This window comes from Paenacidovorax caeni (assembly GCF_001298675.1).
GTDB lineage: Bacteria > Pseudomonadota > Gammaproteobacteria > Burkholderiales > Burkholderiaceae_C > Paenacidovorax > Paenacidovorax caeni.
Genome location: NZ_CYIG01000005.1, coordinates 74,339 through 90,969, shown reverse-complemented (window position 1 = coordinate 90,969; position 16,631 = coordinate 74,339). Strand labels below are relative to the sequence as shown.

General features: G+C 69.1%; 12 protein-coding genes. 3 read left to right on the top strand and 9 right to left on the bottom strand.

Annotated features, from left to right (window positions below):
- Positions 1-22 precede the first annotated feature (22 nt).
- Entirely contained in the window at positions 23-760 is a 738-nt protein-coding gene (locus BN2503_RS03010) for a TerC family protein (RefSeq protein WP_054255164.1), read from the bottom strand.
- A 597-nt stretch (positions 761-1,357) separates the two neighbouring features.
- Here BN2503_RS03010 and BN2503_RS03005 point away from each other — a divergent pair.
- Together BN2503_RS03005 and BN2503_RS03000 are read left to right on the top strand one after the other, a co-directional pair.
- The gene (locus BN2503_RS03005; RefSeq protein WP_054255163.1) at positions 1,358-2,323 is read left to right on the top strand and encodes a TerC family protein; all 966 of its coding nucleotides are present in this window, start codon (positions 1,358-1,360) and stop codon (positions 2,321-2,323) included.
- A gap of 60 nt (positions 2,324-2,383) precedes the next feature.
- On the top strand, positions 2,384-2,797 hold the full coding sequence (locus tag BN2503_RS03000) for a DUF3717 domain-containing protein (protein WP_054255272.1): 414 nt from the start codon (positions 2,384-2,386) through the stop codon (positions 2,795-2,797).
- A 41-nt stretch (positions 2,798-2,838) separates the two neighbouring features.
- On the opposite strand, the gene BN2503_RS02995 is transcribed toward BN2503_RS03000, so the two are convergent.
- Positions 2,839-3,399 carry a YaeQ family protein gene (locus tag BN2503_RS02995; RefSeq protein WP_054255162.1) on the bottom strand — a complete coding sequence of 187 codons (561 nt, stop codon included), beginning with the start codon at positions 3,397-3,399 and terminating at the stop codon, positions 2,839-2,841.
- A 149-nt stretch (positions 3,400-3,548) separates the two neighbouring features.
- Positions 3,549-4,922, bottom strand: coding sequence for an adenylosuccinate lyase (purB, locus tag BN2503_RS02990; RefSeq protein WP_054255161.1), 1,374 nt, complete (start codon positions 4,920-4,922; stop codon positions 3,549-3,551).
- Between the two features lie 82 nt (positions 4,923-5,004).
- Between purB and BN2503_RS02985 the strand changes: the two genes are divergently transcribed.
- The gene (locus tag BN2503_RS02985) at positions 5,005-5,625 is read left to right on the top strand and encodes a glutathione S-transferase C-terminal domain-containing protein (protein WP_054255160.1); all 621 of its coding nucleotides are present in this window, start codon (positions 5,005-5,007) and stop codon (positions 5,623-5,625) included.
- A 287-nt stretch (positions 5,626-5,912) separates the two neighbouring features.
- On the opposite strand, the gene BN2503_RS02980 is transcribed toward BN2503_RS02985, so the two are convergent.
- The 6 genes from BN2503_RS02980 to glnE form a co-directional block, all read right to left on the bottom strand.
- Entirely contained in the window at positions 5,913-7,127 is a 1,215-nt protein-coding gene (locus BN2503_RS02980) for an HD-GYP domain-containing protein (RefSeq protein ID WP_054255159.1), read from the bottom strand.
- Positions 7,128-7,183: 56 nt separating this feature from the next.
- On the bottom strand, positions 7,184-10,273 hold the full coding sequence (locus tag BN2503_RS02975) for an efflux RND transporter permease subunit (RefSeq protein WP_054255158.1): 3,090 nt from the start codon (positions 10,271-10,273) through the stop codon (positions 7,184-7,186).
- 12 nt (positions 10,274-10,285) lie between these two features.
- On the bottom strand, positions 10,286-11,446 hold the full coding sequence (locus BN2503_RS02970; RefSeq protein WP_054255157.1) for an efflux RND transporter periplasmic adaptor subunit: 1,161 nt from the start codon (positions 11,444-11,446) through the stop codon (positions 10,286-10,288).
- 55 nt (positions 11,447-11,501) lie between these two features.
- Complete coding sequence (locus BN2503_RS02965) at positions 11,502-12,944, bottom strand: efflux transporter outer membrane subunit (protein WP_054255156.1); 1,443 nt, start codon at positions 12,942-12,944, stop codon at positions 11,502-11,504.
- Complete coding sequence (locus BN2503_RS02960) at positions 12,941-13,645, bottom strand: CerR family C-terminal domain-containing protein (protein WP_233494992.1); 705 nt, start codon at positions 13,643-13,645, stop codon at positions 12,941-12,943. The genes BN2503_RS02965 and BN2503_RS02960 overlap by 4 nt, the downstream gene beginning before the upstream one ends.
- 170 nt (positions 13,646-13,815) lie before the next feature.
- Positions 13,816-16,569, bottom strand: coding sequence for a bifunctional [glutamate--ammonia ligase]-adenylyl-L-tyrosine phosphorylase/[glutamate--ammonia-ligase] adenylyltransferase (gene glnE / locus BN2503_RS02955; protein ID WP_054255154.1), 2,754 nt, complete (start codon positions 16,567-16,569; stop codon positions 13,816-13,818).
- Positions 16,570-16,631 lie beyond the last annotated feature (62 nt).

Here is a 16,631-nt window from a genome sequence, read left to right as displayed (position 1 = left end):
TCCTTTGTCGAAGAAAGGGAGGTCAGTGGAGTCCGGCGTCGGGCAGGGCCGCCTTGCGGCGCGCCTGCAGCCACTTGCCAATGAGCAGAACCAGCAGCGCACCCGCCACGCTGGCGCCGTGCTTGACGGCATCGGACGGTGTCAGCTTGGGCACCCATTGCCACTGCTCGGGGCTGACGAACACGGGGTCGGTTACGGCCATGCTGCCGGCGATCCAGCCCAGCAGCATGCCGCCAAACACGATGACGACCGGGAAGCGTTCCATGAGCTTGATGACGATTTGGCTGCCCCAAACGATGATCGGAATGGAGATCATCAGGCCCAGCACAACGAGCAGCAGGTGGTGCTCGCCCGGCGCCGAATGGGCCGCGCCGGCAATGGCAATGACGTTGTCCACGCTCATGACCAAGTCGGCCACGATGATGGTCTGGATCGCCGCCAGCAGCTTGTCGCTGCTTTGCACGTTGCCATGGTCGTCGTCGTCAGGCGCGATCAGCTTCACGCCGATCCACAGCAGCAGCAAGGCCCCCAGCACCTTGATGAACGACAGCGTCAGCAGCGTCATGGCGAAGGCGATCAGCACCACACGCAGCAGGATCGCCCCCGCCGTGCCCCAGAGGATGCCTTTGGTGCGCAGCTGTGGCGGCAGCTTGCGGCAGGCCAGTGCAATGACCACCGCGTTGTCGCCGCCCAGCAGAATGTCGATGAGAATGATCTGCCCGAGCGCGAACCAGAACGCGGGCGAAGTCAAAAAGTCCATAGCTTCCCAATCACCAGTAACCGAAGGACGGCGCGCGCCACAAGGCACCACACCACCCGCACCAACGGGCTACCAGGGACTGTCAGGGATTCGCTCCTACCGCGTGCGCGGTATGTCGAGAGGAGGCCATCCTTGATCAGCCCCTGGCAAGGGCACAGCCCCGCCCGGCGTCACCGCCCAGGCCAACCATGCGCTCCAAGAGCCATCAAAGGTCTTGCTCAATCCGGGCGTGCGTGCCACGCGGCGGATCCGGGCTGCCGGAAGCATGCGCTTCGTACTGACGACAGAACCGACAAGCCCGCGCACCGGACGAGACCGAGGCACGGGCCATGGGAGCTACTCCCCTTCGAGGCTCTGATTGGAACATCCAAATGGCGCAGAAACAACCCCACGCCACGCATGGGATTTGTGCAAATTCGCATAATCCGCACTCTTCTGAAAGGGGAGTAGCGAACCGGTGCGCAGCATGGCGGCCGGTGCGGATGTTTCGTCAGCACGTGGCCTTGCGCCACCGGAACCCGCAGAGACAAAAAACCCTACACCCTCCCGCAAGACCTTTCAGACGGCAAGTAGCTTCACTTCCGAAAGGTCTTTGTCATGCAAACCGTTGCGCCCCTGTGGCTGTGGGCGGCATTCGTCGCCGTCGTCCTCGTTTCCCTCTTTGTCGATTTCGTCGTCCTGCGCAAGCAGGGCGCGCATGAGATTGGCGTCAAGGAAGCCCTGCACTGGTCCCTGGTCTGGATCGCCCTGAGCTTCGCCTTCAATGGCCTGTTGTGGTGGGCCGTGCGCGACGCCACGGGCTCTGTTGAAACCGCCAACACGCGCGCCCTGGAGTTTCTGACCGGCTACCTGATCGAGAAATCGCTGGCAGTGGACAACATTTTTGTCTTTCTGCTGATCTTCAGCTACTTCGCCGTACCGGCGGCGTACCAGAAGCGTGTGCTCATGATCGGCATCATCGGCGCCATCGTGCTGCGCACCATCATGATTCTGGTGGGCGGCTGGCTGCTCCAGCAGTTCCACTGGATCCTGTACCTGTTCGGAGCCTTCCTGATCCTGACCGGCGTGAAGATGTGGTGGGCTGCCGGCGAGGAGCCGAGCCTGGACGGCAACCCCGCGCTGCGCCTGCTGCGCCGCGTCATGCACGTGAGCCACAACTACGACGGCGAAAAATTCTGGACCGTGGAGAACGGCACGCGCATCGCCACCCCCTTGCTCATGGTGATCTGCCTGGTCGCGCTGACGGACGTGATTTTCGCGGTGGACTCCATCCCGGCGATCTTCGCCGTGACCAGCGACCCGTTCATCGTGCTGACCAGCAATGTCTTCGCCATTCTGGGCCTGCGCGCCATGTACTTCCTGCTGGCCGCCGTGGCCAACAAGTTCCACCTGCTGAACTACGGCCTGGCCCTGATCCTGGTGTTCATCGGTACCAAGATGTGCCTGATCGACGTTTTCAAGATTCCGGTCAGCGTCTCGCTGGGCGTGGTCATCGCCATCCTGGCCGTGACCATGTGGCTGAGCCTGCGCACCTCCCCCGGCAAGGAGCACGTGGGGCATTGACGCCACCGCCACGGGGGCATGCGGTTCGGGGCTATGATCCACGCCCCATCGCTGCACCCCATGGCTGGAATCCACATCACCGACATTGAAGCCGCCATCAACCACTGGCGGGCCAAGGCGCCACCGCCCGACGGCGTGAGCGTCGCGCCCGTTTGGCGCGCGCTGGCCGAGACGTACGCGCTGATGGTGTTCCACCGCCAGTCGAACGTGGACGAGACGCGCCTGCCGCCTGCGGCGCTGGCCGCCTGGCTCGACTGGTACGCCACCACGCCCGACACGCCATGCATCGCCATCTGCTCCACCAGCCAAGGCGACGCTACCTGCAAAGGCTGCGGGCGCAGCTTCGAGGAGGTGCAGCTGTGGACCGCCATGACGCCGGTGCAAAAGCGCGCCGTCTGGCGCCGCATCACGGCGGAGGGCGACTCCTGGCGTTTCACGCGCTATGCCGAGCGCGCAATGGAGCGCACTGCCTGAGCCTGCTCACGGCTCACGGCTCACGGCCGGTTAGGTTGCGCTCACTTCCAGCGCAGTGGCTCCACGAACACCGTGCCCAGGTTGCTGCTGAGCGTCAGCGCGCCTTCCTGGATGGTGGCCTGCAACTGCATGCTGCGTTCCGCCAGCGCGGCCAGCGCCTGGGCGGTGTCAGACGGCAGGCGCCACACCTGCAGCTTGTCCTGGCGCGCGAGCTTGCCCTCCATGCCTTTCCACCAGACCTCGGCGGCGTGGTGAAAGGGGTAGAGCACCACGGCGTCGGCTTTGCCGCAGGCCTTGGCGATGGGTTTCTCCTCGGGCTGGCCGACTTCGATCCACAGGCGTTTTTGCCCTGTGAAGTCGGTCAGCGAGACGTCGGGGTCATCGGGGTCCGACAGGCCCGCGCCAAAGGCCAGCGTGCCATCGCCGTTGCACATGTCGTTGAGCTGGTGGGCATTGAGCGCCAGGGCCACGAGGCGCACCATCATGCGCTCATCAGTCTCGCTCGGGTGGCGCGCCAGGGTCAGCGCGTGGTCGGCGTAGTAGCCGTGGTCGATGTCGGCAATGGCGACGTTCGCCTTGAAGATGGTGGATTTGAGGGCCATGGTCTATCAAAAACAAGAGCTGCCAGCGCAAGCCAGTGCTTGCTTTGGCAGCTCCAGGAGCCGCAAACGCTTATGCAGTAAGCGCCAGCAGCTATGGTTTTAGAAGCAGCAGCCGCAGCAGGCACCGTGCCTGTGCGCCTGCCGTGCGCTTACACGCGGCGGGCCAGCTCGGCGGCCTTGCCGGTGTAGGAGCCGGGGGTCATGGCCAGCAGGCGGTCTTTTTCGGCCTGCGGAATCTCCAGCGACTGGATCAGGCCATGCAGCGCCTCGGCCGTCACGGTCTTGCCGCGCGTGACTTCCTTGAGCTTTTCGTAAGCACCCGGCACGCCAAAGCGGCGCATCACCGTCTGGATGGGTTCGGCCAGCACTTCCCACGAGGCATCGAGGTCGGCCTGCAGCGCCTCTTCGTTCAGTTCCAGCTTGTTCAGCCCGGTGAGCAGCGAGCTGTAGGCCAGAGTGGCGTAGCCCAGCGCCACGCCGATGTTGCGCAGTACGGTGGAGTCGGTCAGGTCGCGCTGCCAGCGGCTGATGGGCAGCTTCTCCGACAGGTGGCGCAGCAGCGCGTTAGCCAGGCCCAGGTTGCCCTCGGCGTTTTCGAAGTCGATGGGATTGACCTTGTGCGGCATGGTGGACGAGCCAATTTCGCCGTCCTTCAACTTTTGCTTGAAGTAGCCCAGGCTGACGTAGCCCCAGATGTCGCGCGAGAGGTCCACCAAGATGGTGTTGGCGCGCGCCACGGCGTCGAACAGCTCGGCCATGTAGTCGTGCGGCTCGATCTGGATCGAGTAGGGCTGGAAGGTCAGGCCCAGGCCCTCGGGCTCGTGCTTCTCGACCACGCGGCGCGAGAACGCCTCCCAGTCAAAGTCCGGCCAGGCCGCCAGGTGGGCGTTGTAGTTGCCCACGGCACCGTTCATCTTGCCCATGATCTTCACGGCCGAGATACGCTCAACCGCGCCCTGCAGGCGCACCACCACGTTGGCCAGCTCCTTGCCCACGGTGGTGGGGCTGGCCGTCTGGCCATGGGTGCGGCTGAGCATGGGCACGTCGGCGTACAGGCTGGCCATCTCGCGCAGCTTGAGCACGATGCGGTCCAGGCTGGGCAGCACCACCTGGTCACGCCCGGCACGCAGCTGCAGCGCGTGGCTGGTGTTGTTGATGTCTTCGCTGGTGCAAGCGAAGTGCACGAACTCGGCGGCACGCTCCAGCTCGGGCCGTGCCTCAAACTTGCTCTTGATCCAGTACTCCACGGCCTTCACGTCGTGGTTGGTGGTCTTCTCGATTTCCTTGATGGCGGCCGAGTCGGCCTCGGAGAAGTTCTTCACCAGGCCCAGCAGGTAGGCGCGTGCGCCAACGCTCAGCGGCTTGAACTCGGGAAAGCCCGCATCCGACAGCGCAATGAACCAGGCCACCTCCACCTGCACACGGCGCTGCATGTAGCCGTGCTCGCTCATGATGGGGCGCAGGGTGGAGAGTTTGGCGGCGTAGCGGCCGTCCAGCGGGGACAGGGCGGTGATGGTGGACATAGCCTTGCATTGTAGGTGGCCCCTGCCATGGAGAGCAGGCCCCCGATAGAATCGGCAGCCCCGCAGCGCCAGAGCCAGCACCATGAAACTGATCGGATCGACCACCAGCCCCTACGTGCGCAAAGTGCGCGTGGTGATGGCAGAGAAGAAGCTCGACTACCAGTTCGTCCTCGACAACGTCTGGGCCGCCGACACACAGATCGCTCGTACCAACCCCTTGGGCAAGGTGCCCTGCCTGGTCATGGAGGGCGGCGGCACGCTGTACGACTCGCGCGTCATCGTCGACTACCTGGACACGCTCTCCCCCGTCGGCCGGCTGCTGCCCGCGCCGGGGCGTGAGCGCGCCGAGGTCAAGACCTGGGAAGCCCTGGCCGACGGCGTGCTGGACGCCGCCATCCTGGTGCGCCTGGAGAACACTTTCGAGGGCCGCCTGGAAAGCCAGCGCAGCCCTGCCTGGATCGACCGGCAGATGGGCAAGGTGCACGCAGGCCTGCAGTCCATGTCGCAAGGCCTGGGTGACAAACCCTTTTGCTGCGGCGGCATCCACCTGAGCCTGGCCGACATCGCCGTGGGCTGCGCGCTGGGCTGGCTGGAGTTCCGCTTTCCGCAGCTCGACTGGCGCTCTGAACATCCCAACCTGGGCCGGCTGCTGGACAAGCTGCAGCAGCGCCCAAGCTTCGCCGACACCCGGCCTGTGGCCTGAAAACGTGTTGTCGGTTTGCTACTGGGACAACAAAAAAGCCACCGCAAGGTGGCTTTTTTGTGGGTGTAAAAAAAGTTGCGAAGCGTCCCGAAACGAAGAAAGAGAGGGAGGGAGGAGAAGCGTTCCAGGGTTGCAGTCGAAAAGTACCGAAAGGCTTCGCAACATCAAAATGGGCAGTGAGTCCTTAGCGATCACATGCTCTGTAGAGTGGGGCTGGCGAACCAAAGTTCCAGACCCCGTTTGCAAGCAAATGTAACTCGACCGGCAAGGCCTTGCAGCCCCCGGGGCTACACCAACGCCAGAATGCGCTCCAACGGCCAGGTCACGCGCACGTCTTTGTAGGCAACGGGGCCCGTGATTTTCCAGTTAGGCAAGGTGGTGTCGCGCGGAATCATTTCGCCCGTGGGCATGCCCGTGCGCGAAATCACCACGGCCACGCGGGGCGTCGTGGCCGTCGCACCGCGGCGCAGCACCACAGCGACCTCCTGGCTGGCCAGGCGCACCAGGGCGCCGGGCGGGTAGATGCCCAGCGTCTTGACGAGCGCGGCGCCGGCCTCATCGACCTGGCGCGTCTCGTCGTAGTAGCTGCCCTGCATGGCCGCTGTAACCGGCAGGGGCTGGCGCGATGCGCGCGGTGCGATGCGTGCGCCAAACACATCGGCACGCTGAATCAGCCGCGCCAGTTGCTCGGCTTCGCTCTTTTGTGCCAGCGGACCGGGTGTGCGCTCGTGGTGGCGCCGCACGGCTTCGAGCCAGACCGGGTCGGCCACGCCCAGCTGGCGCAGCAGCGCTTCGGACTGCATGGCGTGGTTCTCGATGGCCATGATTTGCGGCCACGACAGGGGATCGGTCTGCTGTGCCAGGTGGTCCTGCAGCGCCGTCATGGAAATGTTCATGGAAAGCGCGGCCCGGCCAACCTGAAGCACACGTGCCTCCGGCCAGCGCAGCGTCTCGCGCGCGGTGACCATGCACGCCACCGACACCAGCATGGCGTGGGTGGCGCTGTACATCTGCGTTTCCTGCGCCGACAGCAGCACCAGCGCCAGCAGCGCGGCGTCAGGCGCCTGGGCGCAGTGGCGCGCCAGTTCTTCGTGGAGGGCATGAAAGCGTGGGCCAAACTCCTGCCCCTGCGGCGTGCGCAGGAGCTGTGTGGCGCGCACCTGCAGTTCCAGCCAGGCGGGCGGGCCTACGGTCTCGCGCTCGCGTTCACGCGGCGGCGCCGCACCCGGGCTGGCACTGATCTTCATCACAGCAATCTGCCCGAGCTGGGTGTCGGACTGCAGCATCTGGTGCAGTTGCGCCAGGTAGCTGCGGTGGCTGTCGCCCGACTCGTCGGTGTCCACGCACAGGCTGACGCCGCGCGCCAGCAGCACCTCCAGCTCCGCGCGGTTGCGGATGACATAGCCTTTGTGCGCCAGCAGCACGCCCTGCGCGCCGCGCAGGGCGAAGGGCAGCGGCTGGCCCAGGGGAATGGTGTCGATGTTCAGCGCGACGAGGTTCATGGTTGCGCGCCATTATCCCGCCCCGCCAGAGGGCCAGGGCCCTCCGGCCCCCTGGCTCACCCTGCGGTTTCCCCCACACGGGGGCCCTGGGGGCCGCGGCGCAGCACCTTGCGGTGGAACCACTGCGCCAGGTCGTCGATGTAGGTGAACACCGCCGGCACCACGAGCAGGCTCAGCACCGTGGAGGTGATGAGCCCGCCGATCACCGCCACCGCCATGGGCGAGCGGAAGCTCATGTCCGCCCCGCCCCAGGCCAGCGCGATGGGCAGCATGCCCGCGCCCATGGCCAGCGTGGTCATGATGATGGGCCGCGCGCGCTTGTGGCAGGCGTCGAGCAGCGCGTCCAGGCGGCCCAGGCCATGGTCGCGCCGCGCCACGATGGCGTATTCCACCAGCAGGATGGAGTTCTTGGTGGCGATGCCCATGAGCATGATGAGCCCGATGAGCGAGGGCATGGAGAAGCTCTTGCCCGCCAGCAGCAGCCCCACGAAGGCGCCGCCCAGCGACAGCGGCAGCGCCGCCAGGATGGTCACGGGCTGCAGGAAGTCCTTGAACAGCAGCACCAGCACCAGGTAGATGCACAGCACGCCGGTGAGCATCGCCAGGCCGAAGCTGGCGAACAGCTCGCCCATCATCTCGGCGTCGCCCACGTCGATCGGGCGCACGCTGTGCGGCAGGCCGGCCATGGCGGGCAGCTGGCGCACGGCCTCGGTGACTTCGCCCAGGCCGCGCTCGCCCAGCTCGATCTCGAAGTTGACGTTGCGCGCGCGGTCGTAGCGGCCAATCACGGCCGGCCCGCCCGCCAGCTCCAGCGAGGCGACCTCGCCCAGGCGCACCGGGCCCTTGCTGCCCGGCACCGCCAGGCGCGCCAGCACCGACAGGTCCTCGCGCGCGGCGTCGGGCAGGCGCACGACGATGGGCACCTGGCGCTGCGCCAGGTTCAGCTTGGGCAGGTACTGCTCGTAGTCGCCCACGGTGGCCACGCGCAGCGTCTCGGCGATGGCGCTGGTGGTCACGCCCAGGTCGGCGGCGCGCGCGAAGTCGGGGCGCACGGCGATCTCGGGCCGCACCAGGCTGGCGCTGGAGCCGACGTTGCCGATGCCGGGGATGGTGCGCAGGTCGCGCTCCACGGCGCGCGCGGCGTCGGCCAGGGCCTGCGGGTCCTCGCTCGCCAGGGCGAGCACGTACTTGTCGTTCGATCCGCCCAGGCCGATCTTCACGCGCACGCCCGGCAGGTCGGCGAGTTCGGCGCGCAGGCGCCGCTCGATCTCCTGCTTCAGCGGGCGCTGGCCGCGCGGCGCCATGCGCAGCGTGAGCGTGGCCTTGCGCGGGTCGGCCGCGCCGCTGCCCGCGAACGGGTCGGCGCCCGCCGAGCCGCCGCCAATGGCCGTGTAGATGCTCTGCACATAGCCCACGCGCGCCACGCGCTCGCTGGCCTGGGCCACGGCGGCGCGCGTGTCGGCCAGCAGGCTGCCGGGCGGCAGCTCCAGCGTGACCTGGGTCTGCTGGTTGTCGTCCGCCGGGATGAAGCCCGAGGGCAGCAGCGGAATCAGCGCCAGCGAGCCGGCGAAGAACAGCAGGGCGCCGAGCAGCGTGCGCAGCCGGTGGCGCAGGCACCAGGCCGAGGCGCGCATGTACAGCGCCAGCCAGCGCGGCTCCTTTTCCACCGCCACCAGGGGCTTCATGATGTAGGCCGCCATCATGGGCGTGAGCAGGCGCGCCACCACCAGCGAGGCGAACACCGCCAGCGCCGCCGTCCAGCCGAACTGCTTGAAGAAGCGCCCCGGAATGCCCGCCATGAAGGCCGTGGGCAGGAACACCGCAATCAGCGTGAAGGTGGTGGCGATGACGGCCAGGCCGATCTCGTCCGCCGCCTCCATGGCCGCCTGGTACGGCGTCTTGCCCATGCGCAGGTGGCGCACGATGTTTTCCACCTCGACGATGGCGTCGTCCACCAGAATGCCCACCACCAGCGACAGCGCCAGCAGCGTGATGATGTTGATGGAAAAGCCCAGCCAGTGCATGCCGATGAAGGCCGGAATGACCGACAGCGGCAACGCCACGGCGGAAACTATTGTTGCCCGCCAGTCGCGCAGGAACAGCCACACCACCACCACGGCGAGGAAACCGCCCTCGTACAGCAGCTTCATGGAGCTGTCGTACTCATCCTGCGCGATGTCCACGAAGTCCACCGTGCGCGTGAGCTGGAGGTGCGGAAAGTCGGCCTGCAGCTGGTCGAGCGCGCGCTGCACGCCCGCGCCCACCTCGACCTCGCTGGCGCCGCGGCTGCGCGAGACCTCGAAGCCGATCACGCTGCGGCCATCGAGCAGCGCCGCCGAGCGCGGCTCGGCGATGGTGTCGGTCACGGTCGCCACCTGGTCGAGCCGCACGCGGCGGCCATCGGGCAGGGCAATGTCCATGGCCGCGAGTTCCTGCGCCGTCTGCACCGTGGCGATGGTGCGTACCGGCTGCTCGGCGCCGCCCAGGTCGGCGCGGCCGCCCGCGCTCTCCAGTTGCACCTGGCGCAGCTGGCGCGAGACATCCGCCGCCGTCGCGTTCAGCGCCTGCAGGCGCAGCGGGTCCAGCGCCACCTGCACCTGGCGCGTGACGCCGCCCACGCGCGCCACGCCGCCCACGCCCGGCACGGCCAGCAGGCGGCGCGTGAGCGTGTCATCGACGAACCAGGACAGCGCTTCGTCGTCCCAGCGGTCCGAGGCGATGGCATACGCCTGCACCGGCTGCGCCGACAGCTCCAGCTTGGCGACGATGGGGTCGCGCAGGTCGGCCGGCAGGTCGGCGCGCACGCGCGAGACGGCGGAGCGCACGTCGTCCACCGCCTCCTGCACCGGCTTTTCCAGCCGGTACTCGGCGGCGATGGTGGCCGAGCCATCGACCAGCGTGGAGGTGATGTGCTTGAGCCCCTGCGTGGTGGCGATGGCGTTCTCGATCTTGCGCACCACGTCGCTTTCGAGCTGCCCCGGCGCGGCGCCGGGCAGCACCGCCGTCACCATGACCACCGGCAGGTCCATGTCGGGAAAGTTCTGCACCTTCATGGCACGGAACGACAGCAGCCCGGCGAACGTGAGCAGCACGAACAGCATGGCGGCCGGCACCGGGTTGCGGATCGACCAAGCGGACAGATTCATCGCATCCGCTCCTTATTTGCTAGCTGCTGGCGCTTGACCAGCAGGCGCTGGAGCCTGTTTTTGCTTGGAATCGGGTTCCACGCGCACCAGGTCGCCATCGTTCAGGAAGGCGCCGCCGCGCGCCACCACGGCGGCGCCCTCGGCCAGGCCCGACAGCACCTCGACGCGCGCGCCCGCACGCTCGCCGGTCTGCACGCGACGCATGGCCACGCGGCTGCCCTCGACCACCTCGAACACGTGGCTGAAGCCGTCGCGAACCACCAGGGCCGACTGCGGCACGGTGAGCGCGCTGCGCTCGCCCAGCAGGAATTCGCCGCGCGCGAACATGCCCGCGCGGATGTCGGCATGCGCGGGCAAATCCACGTACACCAGCGCGTTGCGCGTGGCCGGGTCCACCGTGGGCGCCACCATGCGCACCCGGCCTTCCACCTCGGCCCCGCTGGCGGCGGTGACGCGCGCCCTGGCCCCGGCGCGGATGCGCGGCAGCTCGCTCGACGTGACTTCGGCGCGCCACTCCAGGCGCCCCTTGCGCACCATGCGGAACAGCTCCGTGCCCGCCCCCAGCACGGCGCCCACGGTGGCCGTGCGCGCCGAGATCACGCCGTCGTCGGGCGCCAGCACGCGCGTGTGCGCCAGGCGCAGTTGCTGCACGCGCAGCTGCGCCTGCGCCGCCTCGACGCGCGCCTGCGCCGTCTGGCCCGCCGTGGCGTACTGCTGGATCTGCTGCGCGCTCAGGGCGCCCGTGGCCTGCAGCGTGCGTGCGCGCTCGTCGTTGGCGGCGGCCTCGGCGGCGCTGCTGCGCGCTTCCATGAGGCTGGCGCGGGCCTGGGCCACGTCGGCCTGCACGGTGTCGTCGGCGAAGGTGGCGAGCAGCTGGCCCTTGCGCACCACGTCGCCCACGTTCACGCGCACATCGGTCAGGCGCAGGCCGTTGCTTTCGGCGCCGATGCTGGCCTCCTGCCACGCGGCCACGCTGCCGTTGGCCGCGAGCTGCAGCGCCAGGGGGGCGCGCTCGGGCGCCACGGTGTTCACGGCCAGCGCGGGCCGGGGCTGGCCGGCCTGCGCCTCGTCGGCGGCGCGCGACGCGCCGGCGGGCAGCAGCCAGGCGCCCAGGGCGAGCACGCCCGCCGCCGCCAGGGCCCAGGCCAGGGAAGAAGGAGACAGTCGCTGCATGGAAGGTCCATTCATGGGTTCGGGTGCGGAAAAACCGCTGTCAATCAAGGCGTGGTCAGGGCGTGGCCCGCGCGGCCACGGGGAGCGGGGCCGCGTCGGGCCCGGGCGCATCCGCGTCCCAGCCGCCGCCCGCGGCGCGGTACAGGGCCACCCAGGCGGCCATGCGCTCCTGGCGCAGGTTCACCACGGCGGTTTGCGCGGCCAGCGCGCTGCGGCGCACCTCTTCGAGTTCCATCAGGCTCGCCAGCCCGCCGCGCCAGCGCGCCTCGGCCGCGAGGTAGGCGGTGTGGTAGCCCTGGGCGGCGCGCGCGGCGTCGGCGCTGCGCTCGGCCGCGCCCTGCAGGCGCACCAGGGCCTGCTCGACCTCGCTCACGGCCTGGCGCACGCGGGCCCGGTACAGCGCCACGGCTTCGTCGTAGCGCGCCTGCGCCGCGTCCACCTGAGCGGCCCGGCGGCCGCCGTCGAACAGCGGCAGGCTCAGCGTGGCGGGGCCCAGCGCCCAGGCGTTGGCCCCCTGCTGCTGCCCGCCCATGCTCAGCCAGCCCGCGCCCACCGTGCCGCTGAGCACCAGGCGCGGATAGCGCTGGGCCCGGGCGCTGCCCACCTCGGCACTGGCGGCGGCCACTTCGCGCTCGGCGCTGTAGAGGTCGGGCCGCTGCGCCAGTACCTGGGCCGGCAGCGCGCCGACCGCGAACAGCGCATCGGGTGCTTCCTGCGCTGGCTGGGCGGACAGGCGCTCGCGCAGCACCGGCTCGTCCCAGCCGGTGAGCGCCACCAGCCCCTTCAGGGCCACCTCGCACTGCAGACGCTGCTGCACCGCGCGCGCCTGGCCCTCGGCCTGGCTGGCCTGGGCCAGCGCCGCCGTGGCGGGGGCGGTGAAGCCGGCCTGCTCGGACAGGCGCGCCAGCCGCGCGGTCTCGCCGCGCGACTGCGCATCGGCCTGCGCCACCGCCTGCAACTGCCTGCACTGGCGCCATTCGCTGGTGGCCAGCGCCACCTCGGCGGCGACCGAGACGCGCGCCTCGTGCCATTGCGCCCGCGCCCCGGCCAGGCGCTGCGCGGCGGCCTCGCCCTGGGCCGCGTTGCCGCCGAAAAGATCGACTTCCCAGCTCGCCTGCAGCGTGCCCTGGGCCACGGTGTTGAGCCCGCCTTGCTGCGTGTCCAGCCCCCTGCGGGCGGTGGCCTGGGCGTCCAGCGCCGGCCACAGGGCCGCGCGGGCCGCCACCTGGCTGGCGCGCGCCTGCGCCAGGCGCGAACGGGCCTGGGCCATGGACGGGCTGACCTCCTGCGCCGCGGCGATCAGTTCCACCAGCAGCGGATCGTCCATGCGCTGCCACCAGTGCGCCAGGTCGGCCACGCTGGCGCCATGGGGCAGCGGTGCCTGCCACCCCGCGGGCACCGCGGCCGGCACGCTGGGCGGCGGCGCGCCGACCGCGCAGGCCGCCAGCGCCAGGGGAGCGGCCGCCAGCGCCAGGCGGCCGAGTATGGAGAGGGTCATGGTGCGGTCTTCTTTCTGCGCGGCGCGCGCGCGGCGGAAGCGGAGGCGGGGGCAGGCGGCTCGGCGCCGCGCAGCGCCTGCTCGGCGGCCACGATGGCCAGGGCGTAGGCGGTCATGCGGTCAATCCAGGCATCGACCGCCTCGGGCGTGGCCAGCAGTTGAGGGCGCATGGCATCCACCACCTCGCGGTGGCTCCATAGCTGGAAGGCCAGCCCCGCAAGGATGAACGCCAGGCGGTGCATGCCGTCGTCCGCCTGGGTCACGCCCATATGGCGGCACAGCAGGCCGACGAACGCCTGATGGGGCTGGCGTGCGTTCTTGTCCATGTGGCGATCGCGTTGCCCAGTGGGCTCCAGTATCTCGCGGATATGCAGGCGCACGCACTGGCGCATCAGCTCGCCCTGCTGCAATGGTGCCAGCGCCCCGCGGAAGTAGCACTGCAGCGCCTCGCGCAACGGCATGTCAGGGTCGGTGAAATCGGGGATAAGCGAGTGCATGTCGCCCAGCGGCTCGGAGAAGACGGCGGCGTAGAGCGCGGCCTTGTCGCCGAAGTAGTAGCTCACCGCCGCCACGTTGGCCTGGGCGGCGGCGGCGATGGCGCGGATGGAGGTCTTGGCGTAGCCCTGTTCGGAAAAGAGCCGGAGCGCGGCCAGCAGCAGGCGCGTGCGCGCCGGCGCCTCGCCCTCGGAGGCCGTGGGCACGGGGGGAACGGTGTCGGTGGATGGGTGGCGCACGCGAGTCATAGCGCCGCATTACACCACAATAAATCAAACGTTTGTTTAAACCCCGGAAGCCCTTGGTAGCTACTGTCTTGATAGCTGCTCGCGCGCGCCCCTATTGGGCTGGAGCCCGAAAAGGCTCCAAAGCACGCTCAGCCGAAAACGGCCGCCCACAGCGCCAGCACGGCATCGCGCTGGGTGCGCACCTGGTCGAGCGGGGTCGGGGCGGTGTCCTCGTTGAGCCGCGCGCGGTGCTGCACGCGGCGCAGCTCGCGGTAGGCGTCGGCCGCTGCACGGCCCACGCCCACAGGCAGCAGGCCGCCGGCCTCAGCACGCTGCAGCAGTGCGATGTTGCCCACGTTGCCAATGAGTTCGGGGTGCACGCCAGACTGCGACAGCACCAGGTACTGCACGGCGAATTCCGCGTCCACCATGCCGCCGGGGCTGTGCTTCACGTCGAAGCCCTCGCCGCGCACCGGATGGGCGGCGCGCACGCGCTCGCGCATGGCGGTGATCTCGGCACGCAGCAGCGCAGCATCGCGTGGCGCGGTGATGACGGCCTCGCGCACGGCGTCGAAGCGCGCGCGCAGGTCCTCGCTACCAAGCACGAAGCGTGCGCGCGTCATGGCCTGGTGCTCCCAGGTCCAGGCGGTGTTGCTGCCGCGCTGCTGCTGGTAGTCGGCATAGGCGGTGAAGCTGGTCACCAGCAGGCCGGAGTTGCCGTTGGGGCGCAGCGCGGTGTCGATCTCGAACAGGTCACCCTCGCCGGTTTTCACCGTGAGCCAGTTGATGAGCTTGCGCACGTAGGCGGAATAGATTTCGGGGGCGCGCTCGTCGTCGTCGTCGAACACAAACACGATGTCCAGGTCGCTGCCGTAGCCCAGCTCCTTGCCGCCGAGCTTGCCGTAGCCAATGATGGCGAACTGCGGCACCTCGCGGTGGCGCGTCTTCAGGCGCTCCCAGCACCACTTGGCGGTGACACGCAGCACGCTGTCGGCCAGCAGCGACAGGTCGTCAGCCACCTGTTCCACGCTCATACGGCCCTCCACGTCACGCGCCAGGGTGCGGAAGACCTCGGCATGGTGGGCGCGGCGCAGCAGGTCGAGCAGGTTCTCGTCGTCGTCCTCGCCTGTGGAGCGCAGCGCGGTGCGGCGCAGCTCCAGCTCATGCTCGAAATCCGGGGCCACGAAGCGCTCGGCCAGCAAGGCCTCGCCCGCCAGCTCATCAATCACGCCCGGATGCTGCAGCAGGTAGCGTGCGGGCCAGCGCGCTGCGCCCAGCAGGTGCAGCAGGCGCTCGTGCACAAAGGGGCGCTCCAGCAGCAGGGCCAGGTAGCTCTCGCGGCGCAACAGCGGCTCCAGCCAGTCCACCAGGCGCACGGCGGCCTGTTCGCTCACGCTGCCCTCACGCAACCACTGGGCGGTGCGCTGCACCAGGCGCAGCAGGCGCGCGCGCGCTTCGTCGCGCAGCGCCAGCACGCGCGGGTGCGTGCGCCACTGGGCCACACGCTCCTGGAAATTGCCCGAGAGCTGCTCTAGCAGGCTGTCGAGCTCGGGCGCGGCGTCGCCTTGCGCCCGCGGCCCGCCGCAGCCGCCCCCATTGCACTGCTTCTTGCCGGCGCCCCCCAGCAGGGTGTCGAACTCCTGGGCCACGAACTCGCGGTGCGCATCAAGCTGGTGCAGGAAGGCGCAGGTGTCCATGCCCAGGGTCTGGGCAATCCATCCCAGGTCGTCGTCGCGCGTGGGCAGCACATGGGTCTGCTGGTCGTCAAGGTACTGAATACGGTGCTCGACCCGGCGCAGGAAAACATAGGCCGCAGCCAACTGCGCCGCCGTCTCCTGCGGCATCAGGCCGGCACGCGCCAGGCGCTGCAGGGCCTCCAGCGTGGGACGACAGCGCAGCTCGGGGAACTGGCCGCCGCGCACCACCTGCAACAGCTGCACGGTGAACTCGATCTCACGGATGCCGCCACGCGACAGCTTGACGTCGTTGGCACGCTCAGGCCGGCCGGCGCTGCGCTGCATGGCGTGGCCACGGATCTGCCGGTGCAGCCCGCGCAGCGCGTCGAACACGCTGTAGTCGAGGTAGCGGCGGAAAACGAAGGGCAGCACGGCAGCGCGCAATCCCAGCACCTCGGGGCCCTTCACGCTCTCCAGGGGCGCCACCACGCGGCTCTTGAGCCAGGCGAAACGCTCCCACTCGCGGCCCTGCACCTGCAGGTACTCCTCCAACGCCTGCAGCGAGACGGCCGGGGGGCCCGAGTTGCCGTGCGGGCGCAGTGCCAGATCGACGCGGAAGACGAAGCCATGCTCCGTCGTGTCGCCGATCAGGCCATAGATGGCCTTCACCGCCCGGGCGAAGTATTCGTGGTGCGAGAGCTTGCCGCGCCCGTCGGGCTGGCCAGCGGTCTCGCCATCGTGCTCGTAGACGTAGATGAGATCAATGTCGCTCGACACGTTGAGTTCACGCGCGCCCAGCTTGCCCATGCCCACAATCCACAGCGGCACACTGCGCCCGCCCGGCCCCTGCGGCGCGCCATGGCGCTCGTCCAGATCGGCGCGCACCTGCTGGCAGGCGCGGTCCAACGCCAGCTCGGCCAGCGCGGTCACGGCGCCGGTGATCTGCTCCAGCGGCGCCTGGCCGTCGCAGTCAAGCACGATCAGGCGCTCCATCACGATCTGGCGCAGGATACGCAGCGCCACACCCAGGCCCGCCGCCCCGCCCGGGCCGCGTGCCATGAGCACCGCCAGCGCCGCTTCCATGGACGCGCGCGTCGGCGGCCCGGGTGGCAGCAGCGCAAGCTCTTCGGCGTAGCGTCGGTGGAGGCGCTGGAAGAAGCGGGAGTACGCGGCCTGAGCGGGCGCGGGGGCCGGCGCGGTGGAGGAAGAAAGATCTGCGGACTGCATGCGTTCTTTAAAGGCGGGGCAACGAAAGGAAACGACCTGTCAACAAGGGGGAACGCACGAAA

Bases quoted from the DNA above. Each gene is read 5' to 3' on its own strand.
- BN2503_RS03010 (WP_054255164.1), bottom strand. From the start codon at position 760: ATGGACTTTTTGACTTCGCCCGCGTTCTGGTTCGCGCTCGGGCAGATC.
- BN2503_RS03005 (WP_054255163.1), top strand. From the start codon at position 1,358: ATGCAAACCGTTGCGCCCCTGTGGCTGTGGGCGGCATTCGTCGCCGTC.
- BN2503_RS03000 (WP_054255272.1), top strand. From the start codon at position 2,384: ATGGCTGGAATCCACATCACCGACATTGAAGCCGCCATCAACCACTGG.
- BN2503_RS02995 (WP_054255162.1), bottom strand. From the start codon at position 3,399: ATGGCCCTCAAATCCACCATCTTCAAGGCGAACGTCGCCATTGCCGAC.
- purB (WP_054255161.1), bottom strand. From the start codon at position 4,922: ATGTCCACCATCACCGCCCTGTCCCCGCTGGACGGCCGCTACGCCGCC.
- BN2503_RS02985 (WP_054255160.1), top strand. From the start codon at position 5,005: ATGAAACTGATCGGATCGACCACCAGCCCCTACGTGCGCAAAGTGCGC.
- BN2503_RS02980 (WP_054255159.1), bottom strand. From the start codon at position 7,127: ATGAACCTCGTCGCGCTGAACATCGACACCATTCCCCTGGGCCAGCCG.
- BN2503_RS02975 (WP_054255158.1), bottom strand. From the start codon at position 10,273: ATGAATCTGTCCGCTTGGTCGATCCGCAACCCGGTGCCGGCCGCCATG.
- BN2503_RS02970 (WP_054255157.1), bottom strand. From the start codon at position 11,446: ATGCAGCGACTGTCTCCTTCTTCCCTGGCCTGGGCCCTGGCGGCGGCG.
- BN2503_RS02965 (WP_054255156.1), bottom strand. From the start codon at position 12,944: ATGACCCTCTCCATACTCGGCCGCCTGGCGCTGGCGGCCGCTCCCCTG.
- glnE (WP_054255154.1), bottom strand. From the start codon at position 16,569: ATGCAGTCCGCAGATCTTTCTTCCTCCACCGCGCCGGCCCCCGCGCCC.